This is a genomic window from Pseudomonas sp. CF161 (assembly GCF_000416215.1).
Lineage (GTDB): Bacteria > Pseudomonadota > Gammaproteobacteria > Pseudomonadales > Pseudomonadaceae > Aquipseudomonas.
Map to the genome: position 1 here is coordinate 1 of NZ_ATLP01000061.1, position 15,806 is coordinate 15,806.

A 15,806-nucleotide genomic window follows, 5' to 3' on the forward strand; every position below is an offset into this window, starting at 1 on the left:
CATTGCACAGCGTGCGCCAGTCATTGCGCGGCGCCGAGGCCGTGACCCTGCGCAGCGTCGAGGTCGGCCAGCGGCCGATGCCCGCCGACCGCCTGCCGGTGATTGGCCCAAGTGCCGGGCACCCGGGGCTGTACCTGGCGGTGATGCACCCCGGGGTGATCCTCGCGGCCACGGTCGGGCGCCTGGTCAGCGAAGAACTGATCCACGGTCAAACCTGCAGCGCACTCGCCCCCTGCCGCCCCTCGCGCTTTCGCTGAGGGCGCGGCAACAGCACCTGGGGCCGGATAAGTGCCCCCGGTGGAATCATCCGCCCTCGCCTGTTGTCCTTTCTTGATCGCAACGACTTCTTAATCGGACGACGGGAGCACTCCATGGCGAAAATCACCCTTGCCCAGCAACTGGCAACCACCCTTGAACAAGCCGGGGTCAAGCGCATCTGGGGCCTGACCGGCGACAGCCTCAACGGCCTGACCGACGCCTTGCGCAGCATGGACAGCATCCAGTGGATGCACGTGCGCCACGAGGAGGTGGCGGCCTTTGCCGCCGGCGCCGAAGCCGCGGCCACCGGCGAGCTGGCGGTGTGTGCCGGCAGTTGCGGGCCGGGCAACCTGCACCTGATCAATGGCCTGTTCGACTGCCATCGCAACCATGTGCCGGTGCTGGCGATTGCCGCGCAGATCCCGTCTTCGGAGATCGGCCTCAACTACTTCCAGGAGACCCATCCCCAGGAGCTGTTCAAGGAATGCAGCCACTTCGTCGAACTGGTGAGCAACCCGGCGCAGATGCCCCAGGTGCTGCACCGGGCCATGCGCAGCGCGATCCTCAACCGGGGCGTGGCGGTGGTGGTGATTCCCGGCGATGTGGCGTTGCAGGAAGTCGAAGCGCACCTCAAGCCCTGGCCGGCACTGCATGCACCGCGCACCCTGCCCGCGCCCCAGGACCTGGACCGGCTGGTCGAGCTGCTGAGCGCCAGCAAGGCCACCACCCTGCTCTGCGGCAGCGGTTGCGCCGGCGCCCATGACCAGGTGGTGGCCCTGGCCGACGCCCTCGGCGCGCCGGTGGTGCATGCCCTACGCGGCAAGGAGCACATTGAATGGGACAACCCGTTCGATGTCGGCATGACCGGGCTGATCGGCTTCAGCTCCGGTTACCACGCCATGCTCAACTGCGACACCCTGGTGATGCTCGGCACCGACTTCCCGTACCGCCAGTTCTACCCCAGCGATGCCCGCATCGTGCAAATCGACCATGACCCGCAGGCCCTCGGTCGGCGTGCCACCCTCGACCTGGGGATTGCCGCCGACGTTGGCGAAACCCTGGCTGCCCTGCGGCCGCGCCTGCCGTACAAGGGCGACCGCAGCTTCCTCGACGAGTCCCTCAAGCATTACGCCAAGGCCCGCAAGGGCCTGGACGACCTGGCCCAACCCAGCCCCGCCAATCGGCCGATCCACCCGCAGTACCTGACCCGGGTACTCAGCGAACTGGCGGACGAAGACGCGATCTTCACCGCCGACGTCGGCACCCCCACGGTGTGGGCCGCGCGCTACCTGAAAATGAACGGCAAGCGGCGCCTGCTGGGCTCGTTCAACCATGGCTCGATGGCCAATGCCATGCCCCAGGCCATGGGCGCCCAGGCGGCGTTCCCCGGGCGCCAGGTGATTTCGCTGTCGGGGGACGGCGGTTTCAGCATGTTGATGGGCGACTTCATTTCCCTGGCCCAGCTCAAGCTGCCGGTGAAAGTCATCGTCTACGACAACGCCTCCCTGGGCTTTGTCGCCATGGAGATGAAGTCCGCCGGCTACCTGGACACCGGCACCGACCTGCACAACCCGGACTTCGGCGCCATGGCCAACGCCATGGGCATCCTCGGCCTGCGGGTGGAGCGTTCCGAAGACCTGGAAGGCGCCTTGCGCACCGCCCTGGCCCATGACGGCCCGGTGCTGGTGGACGTGGTCACCGCCAAGCAGGAGCTGGCCATGCCGCCGGCGATCAAGCTCGAGCAGGCTAAGGGCTTCAGCCTGTACATGCTCAAGGCGGTGATGAGCGGGCGCGGCGATGAGGTGCTCGAACTGGCCAAGACCAACTGGCTCAAGGGCCTCTGGTCCAAGCCACAGGACTGATATCAGCCCCCCGAAAGGCGCTGCTCTTCAGCGCTTTGACCCCGGTCGCCCTGGCCCGGGGTCTGTTCCAGGGCCTGGGTCACCGCTTCCAGCAGTTGCAACTGGGTATAGGGCTTGAACAGCCGTGGCAGGGTGCTGGCCAGGCCGACAAGGTCCTGGGCATAGCCGGTGGCCAGGATCACCGGCAACTCCGGACGCAATTGGCGCATGGCCTCGGCCAGTTGCGCGCCATCCATTTGCGGCATGGCGACGTCGCTGATCATCAGGTCGATGTCCGGCTCGTGCTCGATGCAATGCAGGGCCTGGGCCCCGGAGTCCGCGCAGATCACCCGGTGGCCGAGGTCTTCGAGCAGCAGCGTGGTGCTGTTGAGCACCAGGCTGTCATCGTCGACCACCAGCACCGACAACGGCTTGAACGTCGGTTTCAGGCCCGGGTCCTGTTTCTGCGGCAAATGACGGGCCGCTTCGGTGGCCAGAGGCAGCCACAGCTCGGCGGTGGTGCCCTGGCCCTTGCTGCTCTTGAGCACCAGCCGTCCACCCAGCTGTTCGGCCAGGCCATGCACCATGGACAAGCCGAGCCCGGTGCCCTTGCCCAGGCCCTTGGTGGTGAAAAAGGGCTCGGCGGCGCAGGCCAGGGTCTGTTCATCCATGCCTTCACCGGAGTCCACCACCGACAGGCACACGTACTGCGTTTCACCCAGGCTGTTGAGGGCGCTGCGCACCTGGGCACTGATGTGGATACTGCCGCCGCCAGGCATGGCATCCCGGGCGTTGCTCGCCAGGTTGAGCAGGGCCAGTTCCAACTGGTTGATGTCGGCCTGCACCGCCGGCAGCTCGGGCGGCAGTTCGGCGGTGACGATCACCTGGGGCCCCACGGAACTGCACAGCAGGTCGTTGAGGCTGGCCAGCAGCTGGCTCAGTTGCACCGATTCAGTCTTGAGTTCCTGGCGCCGGGCAAAGGCCAGCATGCGCTGGGTCAGCGACACCCCGCGCTGGGCGCCCAGCACGGCATTGGTCGCCAGGCGCGTCAGTTTCGGGTCATCCCCCAGGCGCTTTTGCAGCAGCTCCAGGTTGCCCAGGATCACCGTCAGCAGGTTGTTGAAGTCATGGGCGATGCCGCCGCTGAGCTGGCCAATGGCCTGGAGCTTCTGCGACTGGAACAGTGCCTCTCGCGCCAGTTCGAGTTTTTTCTGGGCTTCGAAGGCTTCGCTGATGTCCCGGGTGATTTTGGCGAAACCGATGATCTCCCCGGTGTCGGCGCGGATCGGGTCGACCACCACATGGGCCAGAAACTGCGTGCCGTCCTTGCGCACCCGCCAGCCCTGCTTTTCGAAGCGCCCGTCCTGCCGGGCAATCTCCAGGGTCCGCGCCGGCTCCCCGGCGGCGCGGTCCTGCTCGGTATAAAACAACGAGAAATGCTCGCCGATGACCTCTTGGGCGGCATACCCCTTGATCCGTTGCGCCCCCAAGTTCCAGCTGCTGACCCGGCCTTGGGCATCGAGCATGTAGAGGGCGTAGTCGGTGACGCTCTGCACCAGCAGGCGAAATTGCTGCTCGCTCTGCTTCAGGGTCTGCTCGGCGAGTTTGTGCTCGGTCAGGTCGCGGGTGATTTTCGCAAAACCCAGCAACTGCCCCTGGGCATCACGGATCGGGTCGACCACCACATGGCACCAGAAGTGCGTGCCGTCCTTGCGCACCCGCCAGCCTTCGCCCTCGAACCGGCCCTCGTGCAGGGCAGTATCCAGGGTGCGCTGGGGCAGCCCGGCCTGACGGTCCTCGGGGGTATAGAAACAGGAGAAATGCGCACCGAGGATTTCCGCTTCCTGATAGCCCTTGAAGCGCCTGGCCCCGGTGTTCCAACTGACGACAAACCCCTGGGCGTCGATCATGTAAATCGCGTAATCGATCACGGCATCGACCAACAGCCGGAAGCGATCATCATCGACGCGGGGTGTCAGCTCGGGCTGGTCAGACATGGCGGTCTCCGCGGTTTATTGTTGTGTGCCTGAACAAAGGGGGGGCCTGCCCCGGACGGGGCGCCGAATCAGTCTGCACCCTCCCCTTGAAAATACAACATGCCATTCGCGCCGCCCTGCAGCGGCCTGCCCCGTACCGGAACCGGCGCCACACGGGCGGCATTGTTCATCGGACCCTCACCCGCGCGCTTCCATTCATCGTTGATCGGCAAAATTTTTCAAACTTTCCCCGCCCCCGCGCTTTCCCAATCTGGCGAGGTTTGAAATCGCTCACCGGATGAGGACTGCACCCTGACCGCCCGTGGCAGACGCCTTTGAGCCGTTCATTGCAGCGTGTCCCAGCAAGAGGTTCTCCCATGAAAAATGCGTTGCGTACCCCATTGATCCTGGCCGGCCTGGCCTGCGTGCTGGCAGGCCCGGTGCTGGCAGCCACCGCCGATACCCACCAGGCGCCGAACGCGTCGGGCATGAACAGCAACGACAACAGCGGTTCGGCGATGCCACCGGGCACCCACCCCAGCCCGCCCAGCGGCGGCACCGGTTCGGGCGCCAAACCCAAGAACAACACCACCAATACTCAACCCGGCCCCTACGCCAACGACCAGTTGCAGAACAATAAGTCGGAGCAGACCCAGAAAGGCCCGCTGGGCACCGGCAAGGCCGGATCCGGCGGCGCGGTTGGTGCGGGTGCCGGGGCTGGGGGCGCGGGCGACTGAGGGCCTTATCGGCACGGAAGCAGTCTGGGCCCAGTTGATCGGCGTTGCAGGAAGTGGGTGCGGGGCTCGGTAGCGAGGTCGCCCTGTTTGGCGCCCTCGATCAAGGCGCAGTTTCGCGCAACAAACGCCGCAGCCCCGCTTCAAACGCCCCTTCCAGGGCGTGCCCCGCCTCACCAGCCAAGGCCAGCGCCAGGGCGTGGCCGTGGGTGTAGTCGAGCAACAGGTCGAACAGCACCGGGTCATCGTCGAACTGGCCCACGGCCTGGCGCAGGCGCGTGCTGAGGTCCGCCAACGAGCCATGGAACAACTGCGGGTCACCGAGGACGCACAAGGTCAGCGCCGGGTGCCGGCGAACCCGCGCCATATAGCCGCCCAACAGGGCCTGGAGCCGTTGCCGGGGCGGCAGGTCCGGTGCCGGTTCAGGTAGCGGTTCGGCGTGCGCCCGCTCCACCAGCAGGCGCATCAGGTTGTGCTGATCGCCCACGTGATAGGCCACCGACATCGGTGTGATCCCCAGTTGCCGCGCCAGGGCCCTGCCACCAAAAGCCTGGGGCCCCACTGCTTCCAGCAGGCTCAGGCCGGCGTCCAGGACCTGATCGAGGTTGAGAGAACTGCCGGCAGTGGGGCGACCGCTGCGCCTGGGTTTCTCAGCCATGGGCCGGCACCGTTTCGACGCGATAGCGGGTACTGACCAGGCCATCGGCATACAGCGTCGAAGCGGCCACACTCAAGCGCACATCCGCCTCAAGTTCGCCGAACAGAGGCCGCCCGCTGCCGATCAGAACCGGCACCCGGGTCAGGGTCAATTCGTCGATCAACCCGGCGTGCAAAAAGCTTCGAATCACCGCCCCGCCATCGATATAGGCGTGCTTCCAGCCCTGGGCCCGCAGTTGCGCCACCAGTGCCAGGGGCTCGGCGGCGCTGATCCGCAGCCGCGGCCGCAGGGGCTGCGGCACATCCTGCTCACGCAAGGTACGGCTGAGCACCACCACCGGTTTGTCGAACGGCCAGGGCTCGAAACCCAGCACGCTTTCATAGGTGCCACGGCCCATGACAATGCCATCCACCGAGGCCATGAACGCCCCGTAGCCGTAATCCTCGTCGGACTCCCCGACGGGCAGCCAGTCGATGCCGCCATCGCTGCGGGCGATAAACCCGTCCACCGATGTGGCGATAAAAACCTTGCCGAACGCCATAGCCGCTACCTCGCGCAATTAAACATACGGCGTATGATAAATCATTTTGCGGGTGATTCAGACAGCCATTTACTCATTGACTCACGGCCAGGCCCAAGGCACGCCCCACCCGTGAAAAAGCCGGTGCTGCGTCTGCTCGCAGCACCGGCCACAGCCACCGAACAGCGTCAGAAGCTGTAGCGGTAGCCGATATTGGCCGCCCAGGGACGGTCGATACTGGAACCCTCGCTGGTCTCCAGGTCGGCGTACAGCTGGTGCTTGGGACTCACCTGCGCGGTGACCCCGGCCCCGGCATACCAGCCGCCGCCACTGCCATCGGGGCGGCTGCTGATGCCGTTGGTCTTGACCGTATTGCGGGCCGAGAAGTCTTCGACCCAACCGGCCTTGAGGTAGGGTTGCAGGCGCACGCCGTTGTCCAGTGGCAGCGCGCGACCGGTGCGGGCGCCGGCGCGCATCTGGGTCGACAGGCCGTTGCCAGCATCGACTTGCAGGCCGTTGTCCAGGCGGTAGCTGTCTGCGGCCACGTAGAGCATCGAGACTTGCACCTGGGGTTCGACAAACCAGCCGTCATCGAGGCTGATCTGCTTGCCGGCCTCCACCGAAACCCCGGCCCCGTGACTGCGTGAATGCCCGGAAACCTTGGCGCCATCGGTGCCGTGCACATCCAGCCGGGTGGACCAGCGGTTGAGGGTGAGCAAGGTGTCGGTGTACCAGCCCGAGTCATCCAGGTAGGTGGCGTAAGCCCCAGCGTGGTAACTGTCGAGCTTGCCGCTGCCCTCGCCCTTGAAATCGCGGTCGGTCTGGCTGTACCCCGCCAGGCCACCCACCACCAGCGCCCCCCGGGCAGTGGCGATGCGGGTGTCGATCCCCAGTTGGCTGCCCTGCACCCGTTGCGCAAAGTCCCGGCCCACGCCGTTGTCCAGGGACTGCTGCTGGCCGAAGCCGCGGACCCACAGGCCCTGGCCACCCGCACCGGCGCGCAGCTCGCCGACCCTTTGCACCAGGGTCGCGCGCTCGGCGTCCCAGGTGCCGCGCAAGGTGGCGATGGCGCTGCTGTTGATGGCGGCACTGGCGCCGGTGGACAGGTTGTCCGGCCCCGGTGTCAGCGCCTGGTTGCGCCCGACGTTGACCAGGCTCCAGTCGCCGGACCGGGCATCGCCTTGCAGCTCATAGCGATAGGTCCCCGCATCGACCACCTTCCCGGCGTTGGCCAGGCTGAACGAGCCCGGGCCCCCGGCACTCTCCACCAGGGTCAGGCGTTGCCCGTCGGCACCGGGTTCGGCGCCGGAGTTGCGGACCAGGATCTGGTTCTGCCCGGTGACCTGGCCACCGACCAACAGCCGATCGCCCGCCTGCTGGCCCAGGTCGGTGTTCATGATGTACAGCCCGTCGCCGCTCAGGTCACCGCTCACCGTGAGTTGCTTGAAGGCGCCGCCCAGGCCCGGGTCGGCGAATTCCACCACCCCGGTATTCGCCAACTGGTTGAGGGTCGAGTCGCCCGTGAGCGTCCAGAGGCTGCTGTCGTCGATGTCCAGCCGGGTGCTTTGCCGGTTGTCCTGAATGGCCCCCTGCAAGGTCGAGTGATCGCCCAGGTTCAGTTGCAGGGTGCCGGCGTCGACCACGATGTCGCCGCTGATCTGCGACCTCACGGCATCCAGTTGCACATCCCCCGCCAACACCCCGCCGGCACGGTCGGTAATCCATAGCGCGGTGCCCGGCTGGCCGGCGCTGCGGGCCAGCAGGCGGCTGTCGGTGAAGCGCATGTCGAGGCCGCCGCCATTGACCAGGATGCCCACGCCATCCTGGGTGTCGATCTGGCTGGCGTTGACCTCGATGTCATTCACCACCCCGGCCCCGGTAGCAAAACTGACAATGCCGTGGGCGTCAGCGCCCTGGGTCTGCACGTTCGCGCCCTGAAACCTGGCAGTGGCATTGTTGCTGATGGACAAGCCATAGGCCGACTCGCCCTCAGTCAACAGGTCGGAGTCGACAAGTGCCACGCTGGCTCCGCGCCCGGAGGCGAACAGCCCATAGGCGGAGTCACCGTGGGTCACGATACGGCTGTCGCTGACGCTGATGCTGGCCCCGGCCATTCGCGCCAAGGCCCCCACCGAGCCACGGCCGAAGGTTTCGATCGACGCCCCTTTGACGTCGAACTCGGCGCCCGGGCTGTTGATGGTATCGGGCGAGGCATACAGCGCGTGAGAGCTGGCGCCGTGGGTGACGATACTGCCCCCGGTGATGGTTGCCTTGCCGGCGCGGTTGTCGATGCCCGTCGCCTGGTTGCCGAAGGTTTCGATGGTGCTGTCCTTGAGGTCGGCACGGCTGTTGCTCCCGGGCATCCACAGCCCCGAGCCGTAATTGCCCTGGGTGGTGATGCGCACGTTATCCAGGTCGGCGGCGGCGCTGGCGGCGTTGATGTTGATGCCGTAGCCGTTCTGCGAAACGATGTCGCTGTTGCTGACCTCGGCCACACCCCCCGGTTTCTGGTACAGCTGACTCAGCAGAATGCCGTCGCCCTTGGCGTTGATGCTGCCGTTGCGGAAGGTCAGCGCCGCGCTGGTGACACGCACGCCCTGCCCGTCAGTCGCCATCAGCTCGACGCCATTGGCACTGATGGATGAACCAACCCCTTCAGCGGACATCGCGCCCATGCTGCCCAGGGTGTTGAGCGTCACGTTGTCCAGGCTGATGGAGGCACCGCTCTCGGCCAACACCAGGGTGCCGTTCCAGGTCGCCGTACTGGAAAGATCCATGTTCGAGGCCTGGATGCTGGAACCGCTGCCACTGGCGGACAGGGCCTCGGCCCGACCACCCGAAGTGCTGATCGAGCCACCGGACAACACCGCCTGGCCGCCGTCGGTAGCCACCACCCCGCGACTGCCGGAGCCGCTGGTGGTGATCTGCACATCGTTCAAGGTCAGGCTGCTGCCGGCGTCCTTCACCAGCGCGCCGTCGGCCCGGTCGGAGCCGCCAGTGGTGATGCTGACGTCATTCAACGTCGCCTGGCCTGCGGCCTCCACCTGCACCCCGACCACCGCGCTGTTCGCGCTGGCCGCCGTGACCTGGACCTGGTAACCGTCGCCCTGCAACTGGTTTTGCGCACCGCTGACACGAATCCCCGGGCCACTGCCGGTGAAGTCGACGCGCACGTCATCGAGCACCCGGGATTCGCCTGGCGCGGAACTGAGGTCGATTTTTTCATAATCAGTCGGCTGAGCAGACTGGGCGGAAAGTGTTAGCAGCGACAGTGTGGAACTGACCGCTACCGCAAGAGTCCTTTTAATCAGAATCATAACTTTCAAGCCTTTGCGTTAGAGCATAAAGGCCTAATAGTCGAACTCTTCGCTTAACTAACCTATGAGAATTATCTTAAATCCTCGGTATTAAGAATATTCTTAATAGAACGCCAGGAAGTTCTCAATAACATGGGTGCATGACTAAAAACGCCCTTTCCCCGCAGCCCCTCGGGCACCTCTCCGGCCCCCATATTCCGGTGGCACTGCTGCGTCTGTTCATGCTCAGCTTGCTGTCTTGCATCTTGATCATTGCCGGCTTTGTCCTTCAGGGTTCGTTGGCGGACACCCTTTCCAGCTATCGGCGCCAGATGAATGCCGCGGCCTTCAATGCGCAACAATTTTTCAATCAACGGGACAGTCTGCTCAAGGCTATTTCTTCGTCCGCCGTGCGAAATATCGATGGCAGCTTAAGTTCCGCAAGCGCCAACTTTCTTGCAACTAACCATCAACTACGCCTGTTCCCTCTGGGAAATAACGCCTCGAACTATTCCTGGGCGCTGCTGCTCACGGCCCGTGACCTGGTCGAGATCGCCAGCACCCACAGCGAACTGGTTTACCTGGCCCCGGACCAGGGCCTGATCCGCACGGTGTATGAGCCCGGCGGCGGCAGCGGCGCGAACCTCGATGCCAGCAGTGCCCAGTGGCTGCAACGCCTCGACCGGAGTGCGGCGCAAGCCTTGCTGAACCAGCATCCGGGGGCGCGCACCCTGTGGTCCTGGGTGCCCAACGGCCGCTCGAAACAGGTTTACCTGCTGCGCCCTATCGACGAGCACAACGCCGCCGACGGCTGGCTCGGGCTGCAACTCAAAGAGACCGACCTGGCCCTGGACCCCTTGCAATTGCACCAGGGCAAATACGTGCTCTATGACGCCAACGGCGCGGTGGTGCTGCACAGTGCCGCCTGGGCGGTGCCCGAGGCGCTGTCGCGGTTCAAGGCCGAGGAAGACTCCTTCGGCCTGCACCGCCTGGGCGGCCTGCCCGACTACGTTGTGCTCAACAAGTCGGTGGGCAACGCCGGGTGGCGCCTGGTGTACTACGCGCCGGTCAGCCAACTGCTGCAGGACACCGCAGGCCCCCTGTACACCACGGCCCTCACGACCCTGCTGCTGTTTGCCGGGATTTTCCTCGGCGCACGTTTTATCCGCCTGCGCCTGGTGGAGCCCGCGGTCCGCCATTACAGCGCGCTGGCGGACAGCGTCTCGCTCAACCACCGGTTTATCGAAATGGCCCCGGTGGGGCTGTGCCTGATTCGTCGCGACGAGGGCTCGCTGATCCTGTGCAACGAGTCGGGCCGACGCTGGCTGGCCGCAGTCCCGGAACTCCAGGGGCAGATCCTCGCCACCGTCCACGACCGGGTCCACGCCATCGAGCACCAGTTGGCGGACGGCACCTTTCTCCAGCTGACCTGCGCCCCCACCAGCTACAACGGCGTGGCTGCGGTGCTGTGCTGCATGAACGACGTCACCGACTTCAAGCTGGCCGAGCAATCGCTGCTCCAGGCCAAGAGTCTGTCGGACCAGGCCAACCGTGAAAAAACCCTGTTCCTGAGCACCCTCAGCCACGAGATCCGCACCCCGATGTACGGCATTCTCGGCTCCCTGGAAATGCTCAACACCACGCCCCTCAATGACCAGCAACAGGACTACCTGCAAGCCTCGCAGCAAGCGTCCTCGGCGCTGATGCGCACCATCAACGACACCCTCGACCTGTCGCTGATCGAGTCCGGCCGGCTGACCCTGAACCTCGCCCCGTTCTCCCCGGTGCAACTGGTGGAAGAAGTGGCCTTCAGCTACTCGGCCCGAGCCCGTGGCAAGGGCCTGCGGCTGTACGTGACCCTGGACCCGGACACCCCGGAACAGGTGATCGGCGATGGCGGGCGGATGCGGCAGATCCTCAACAACCTGGTGAGCAACGCGATCAAGTTCACCGAGTCGGGCCATGTGGTCCTGCGCTTGTATTGCACGCCGACCAGCGGCCAACGGGCCCGGCTGCGTTTCCAGGTGGTCGACACCGGCCCCGGCATTGCCGCCGAATTCCAGGCCAGGTTGTTCGAACCTTATTACCGGGTGCCCAGCTGGTTGAGCCAGGACGCCTGCGGCACCGGCCTGGGCCTGGCGATCTGCGCGCGCCTGGCGGACATGATGCACGGCCAGCTCTCGGCCATCAGCGAGCCCGGGCTGGGTTCGAGCTTCGGCCTGAGCCTGGCCCTGGAGGCCGTTACCGACCGCCCCGAACCTGAATGGCCGCGCCTGGACGTGACCCCGGTGTATGTCCGGGGCGACGTGCTAGAAGTGGTGCAGAACCTCTGCCACTGGCTGCGCCGCTGGGGCGCACTGGCCATGCCCTACACCCCGGACAAGGACGCCCCGACCCAGCGCTCGGTGCTGGTGGAGGCGTTTCTCGACCCGTTCAAGCTCGGCCCCTGGAGCGGGCCGCGGGTCATCGTGCATGCCCCCGGGATGGCCCCCGCGCGACACCAGGCGAACCCGGCCTGGGTCGCGCGGATGTACAGCCTCGACAGCCTGCGCGACGCCGTGGCCCAGGCGCAGGCCGGGATTGTCAGCGCAATGCGCTTTGCGCCGCCGGACAACCTGGCACCCAGGATGGACCTCAGGCTGTTGGCGGTGGACGACAGCCCCCTGGCCCTGCAAGTGCTCCAGCAGCAAGGCCTGTACCTGGGAAACCGGATAGTGGCCGTCGCCAGCGCGGTCGACGCCCTGAAACGCGACGACCTGCTGGCGTTCGATGCGGTGCTGACCGACTTGCAAATGCAGCACATGGACGGCCTGGCGTTCGCCCGCACCCTGCGTGAGCGCGGCTTCGACGGGCCGATCATCGGCATCACCGGCGAGCTGTCGCCGGTGCTGCGCAGCCGCTGCGAATCGGCCGGGATTCGCCATCTGCTTATCAAGCCGGTACCTCTGGATACGCTTTGCGAGGTACTTCAATCAGTAAAGAGGAAGGTGATGTGAGCATGCCCAAGACAATCCGTGTTCTGGTACTGGACGACCACCCGATCCAGTGCCTGCGGGTCAAGCGCTTGCTGGAAGAGGCAGGCTTTGGCACCGTGCACACGACCCTCGACGCCCGCCAGGCCCTGGCCCTGTTGCAGCAGCAGGAATACGACCTGGTGCTGGTGGACCTGCACATGCCGGAGATGGACGGCGTGCAATTCATCGACGCCCTGAGCGACATGCCACGGGCACCGATCCTGGCCATCGTCTCGTCCTGCTCGCGACGCCTGATGAACAGCGTCGGCCTGATGGCCAAGGAGAAAGGCCTGGCGGTACTGGGCACCTTCCCCAAGCCGCTGGACGCCAGCCACGTGCAGCAGATCTGCACCATCATCAGCACCGGCCAGCGCGCCGGCACGCGGTTCAAGCCCGAGCACGAGCCGGTGTTCGAACGCCAGGTGCTGGAACGGGCCATCGCCCGCCGCGAACTGCAGGCGCGGTTCCAGCCGCGCCGCTCCCTGGCCAGCGGCAAGATCACCGGCGCCGAAGCCCTGGTGCGCTGGAACAACCCGTCCTTCGGTTTGTTGATGCCGGACTCGTTCCTGGCGTCCATCACCCGGCACCGGCTGGATCGCGCGCTGCTGTTCCTGATGCTCGACGACGCGATCAAGGCGCAGAAGCACTGGCACGCCCTGGGCCACCGCATCACGGTGTCGGTGAACCTGCCCACCGGGCTGCTGGATGACCCCGAACTGCCGGACCACCTGCAACAGATGACCGCCCGCGCCGGCCTGGCCACCCGCGACATCTGCTTCGAACTGCTGGAAACCGAACGCCCGCTGTCGCCCGGGCAATACCACATGGGCGCCAGTCGTCTGCGGCTGAAGGGTTTCGGCCTGGCTCAGGACGACTTCGGCATGGGCTACAGTTCGATGTACAGCCTGATTTCGACGCCTTTTACCGAGATGAAGATCGACCGCCACTTCGTCAACGGTGCAGCGGCTGACGAAGCCCGGGGCGCGGCCCTGGTGGCAGCGGTGCAACTGGGTCGGCAATTGGGCCTGGAAGTGGTAGCCGAAGGCGTGGAGTCAGGTCGTGACCTGGAGTTTCTGCGGCTTATTGGCTGTGACAGCGCCCAGGGTTATCTTATTTCCGCGGCATTGGAGCTGGACGCTTTCTCGCAGTTGCTGGGATGCAGTGTACCGCCACCTTTTTCTCCACCCACCCGGGCCGCTTTTCCTCCCCCATGCCTAACCTCCCGCTACGACGCATCGCGCGAAACTCTCGACGACTGAACCTGGTGCTGTTCGGCGTCCTGCCACTGCTGCTGATCATGGCCGGCGCCCTGCTCTGGGGCTTCCAGCGGATCATCAGCCAGGAGCAGGAACGCATCAGCATCGACTTCACTCTGCAGACCCGTTACATGGACGAGCAAAAGGTGCTGCTCACTCGCCTGCAGCAGGCGCACATCCTCGACTACAGCGACTCGCAGCAGAATTCGCCGACGATCTTCCATGCCATGGACGACCAGCAGATACCCGGCGCGACCCTGTACCAGGGCACGCCTTCGCCGGTCGACACGCCGTTCACCCTGGTCTGCCAGGAGCTTGCGTCCTGCCCTCTGCACAGCAGCCGGGCGGCGGGGTTCGGTCGCTACCTGGCCGACCTCTATTCCAGTTTCTGGGTGCGTTCGAGCTTTCCCGCCTCGGGCCTGCTGGTGGTGGATGCCGAACCCGGCGCCAGCTACACCGTGCCCACGGTCGGCAGCCGCCGCCCCAACCTCTCGGCGCGCCTGACCCAGGCGGCAATGGCGGCGATCCGCGCCGATGCCGCAAGCGCCGACCGCATCCGCTGGATCGGCCTGCAGGGCTACCCCGACCATGTGCTCGCCTACCTGCCATTGCGCCATACCGCGAGCGGCAGCCCCGGCAGCTACGCCGCGACCCTGATCAGCCGCGAGCGGATCAATATCTTTTCCCGGGTGCTGCAACGTGGCGTCTACGACGCCCATTGGCTGGTCAGCCGGGAGGACGGCCTGCTGCTGGGTCCGGCGCCGTACCCGAGCGGGGTCGGCCCCGGGGTCAATTACCGGGCTGACGGGCTGGTGTTCCGGATCGACGCCGCCAACGGGGCCTGGACCGGCTACTACATCCTGTCCTACCCCAGCCTGTTCTTTGGCCACTACTGGCTGCTGGCAAGCATCATCGCCCTGCTGTCGCTCAGCCCACTGGCCGGCTGGGCTTATGTGCGCCGCTACAACCGGCGGGTGATCGCGCCGGCGCAACAGGCCCACCGGCAACTGATGGAAAGCGACCAGTTCAGTCGCACCCTGCTGGAAACCACCCCGGTGGCGCTCTGCGTGTTCAGCCGCGACGAGCGCCGGATCGTCTTCGCCAACTCCCTGGCCTTCAAGTGGTTCGACACCCAGGTCGGCCAGAGCCTGCACGACAGCGGGCTGGAGCAACCGCTGCTGGAACGGCTCAGCCGCGCCACGCAACCGGGCACCATCGAAAACCACCGCGCCCACGACGGCCGCTCGTTCTACATCGCCTTTGCCCCGACCCGCTACCACGATCAGGACGTGGTGGTCTGTGCCTTCGCCGACCTCAGCGCAAGGGCGCAGATGGAACAGGAGCTGACCCAGGCCAAGCACGCCGCCGACCGGGCCAACGGCGCCAAGTCGGTGTTCCTGGCAACCATGAGCCACGAAATCCGCACCCCGCTCTATGGGGTCCTCGGCTCACTGGAACTGATGGGGCTGACCGACCTCGACGCCGAACAGCGCCAGTTGCTCGAACGCATCCAGGTGTCCTCCGGGCTGCTGTTGCAGATCATCAGCGACATCCTCGACATCACCCGGATCGAGTCCGGCCAACTGGCCCTGGGCGGTCAGTCGTTCGACCCCCGGGAGCTGGTCCAGGGCTGCACCGGGGCCTTTATCGACAGCGCCCGGAACAAGGACCTGCTGCTGTTTTCCTGCGTCGATCCGCAACTGCCCGAGGCGCTGCTGGGGGATCCGGTGCGAATCCGCCAGATCCTCACCAACCTGATCAGCAACGCCATCAAGTTCACCCTCTCCGGGCACGTCATCGTCCGCGCCCGCGCCGAACCCGGGCGCGATGGCCAGGTGCTGATGACCCTGCAAGTGGTGGACACCGGCATCGGCATCGGCCAGGAAGAGCAGCAACAGCTGTTCACCCCCTTCTATCAGATCGACGCCCACTCCCACACCGTGCATGGCGCCGGGCTGGGCCTGTCGATCTGCGCCAAGCTGGCGGCGATGATGGGCAGTGAAATCCGCCTGACCAGCGAGCTGGGGCTGGGCAGCAGCTTTTCCATGAGCCTCGAGCTGCCACTGGCCGGCACCAGCACCGCGCCGCGCCAGCCGGACCTGGCCGGTGCCCGGATCTACGTGCACAGCCCCCATCACGAACTGACCGGCAACCTCTGCCAATGGCTCAATCGCTGGGGCGCTGAAGCCACGCCCCTGGAAGGCGCGGCGCTCGACGGCGCCGGCCCGGGCATCGTGCTGCGGGTGTTCGACG

Annotated in this window: 10 protein-coding genes; 6 read left to right on the forward strand and 4 right to left on the reverse strand. The window is 65.8% G+C overall.

Annotated elements, in window-relative coordinates; genetic code table 11:
- Both CF161_RS33145 and poxB read left to right on the forward strand, forming a co-directional pair.
- Positions 1-257: FAD-dependent oxidoreductase (locus tag CF161_RS33145; protein WP_043229238.1), on the forward strand; the 257-nt coding region annotated here is incomplete at its 5' end.
- A 114-nt stretch (positions 258-371) separates the two neighbouring features.
- Positions 372-2,120 carry a ubiquinone-dependent pyruvate dehydrogenase gene (poxB, locus tag CF161_RS12075; protein ID WP_020296853.1) on the forward strand — a complete coding sequence of 583 codons (1,749 nt, stop codon included), beginning with the start codon at positions 372-374 and terminating at the stop codon, positions 2,118-2,120.
- Positions 2,121-2,122: 2 nt separating this feature from the next.
- Here the strand turns inward: poxB and CF161_RS12080 are convergent, their stop codons facing one another.
- On the reverse strand, positions 2,123-4,096 hold the full coding sequence (locus tag CF161_RS12080) for a PAS domain-containing sensor histidine kinase (protein WP_020296854.1): 1,974 nt from the start codon (positions 4,094-4,096) through the stop codon (positions 2,123-2,125).
- Positions 4,097-4,452: 356 nt separating this feature from the next.
- Between CF161_RS12080 and CF161_RS31795 the strand changes: the two genes are divergently transcribed.
- Positions 4,453-4,812: a hypothetical protein gene (locus tag CF161_RS31795; protein ID WP_020296855.1), complete on the forward strand. Its 360-nt coding sequence runs from the start codon at positions 4,453-4,455 to the stop codon at positions 4,810-4,812.
- A 100-nt stretch (positions 4,813-4,912) separates the two neighbouring features.
- Here CF161_RS31795 and CF161_RS12090 read toward each other — a convergent pair whose 3' ends face one another.
- The 3 genes from CF161_RS12090 to CF161_RS12100 all read right to left on the reverse strand — a co-directional run bounded on the left by CF161_RS12090 (position 4,913) and on the right by CF161_RS12100 (position 9,304).
- Positions 4,913-5,467 carry a TetR/AcrR family transcriptional regulator gene (locus CF161_RS12090; RefSeq protein ID WP_020296856.1) on the reverse strand — a complete coding sequence of 185 codons (555 nt, stop codon included), beginning with the start codon at positions 5,465-5,467 and terminating at the stop codon, positions 4,913-4,915.
- Positions 5,460-6,008, reverse strand: a complete 549-nt coding sequence (locus tag CF161_RS12095; RefSeq protein WP_020296857.1) for a dihydrofolate reductase family protein — start codon at positions 6,006-6,008, stop codon at positions 5,460-5,462. The genes CF161_RS12090 and CF161_RS12095 overlap by 8 nt, the downstream gene beginning before the upstream one ends.
- Positions 6,009-6,175: 167 nt before the next feature.
- Positions 6,176-9,304: an autotransporter outer membrane beta-barrel domain-containing protein gene (locus tag CF161_RS12100; protein ID WP_084471711.1), complete on the reverse strand. Its 3,129-nt coding sequence runs from the start codon at positions 9,302-9,304 to the stop codon at positions 6,176-6,178.
- Positions 9,305-9,444: 140 nt separating this feature from the next.
- Between CF161_RS12100 and CF161_RS12105 the strand changes: the two genes are divergently transcribed.
- The 3 genes from CF161_RS12105 to CF161_RS12115 form a co-directional block, all read left to right on the forward strand.
- Positions 9,445-12,279 (forward strand): hybrid sensor histidine kinase/response regulator, encoded by a 2,835-nt coding sequence (locus CF161_RS12105; protein WP_020296859.1) that lies wholly within the window; start codon positions 9,445-9,447, stop codon positions 12,277-12,279.
- Between the two features lie 2 nt (positions 12,280-12,281).
- Positions 12,282-13,556 (forward strand): EAL domain-containing protein, encoded by a 1,275-nt coding sequence (locus tag CF161_RS12110; RefSeq protein WP_043229240.1) that lies wholly within the window; start codon positions 12,282-12,284, stop codon positions 13,554-13,556.
- A 5-nt stretch (positions 13,557-13,561) separates the two neighbouring features.
- Positions 13,562-15,806: ATP-binding protein (locus CF161_RS12115; protein WP_020296861.1), on the forward strand; the 2,245-nt coding region annotated here is incomplete at its 3' end.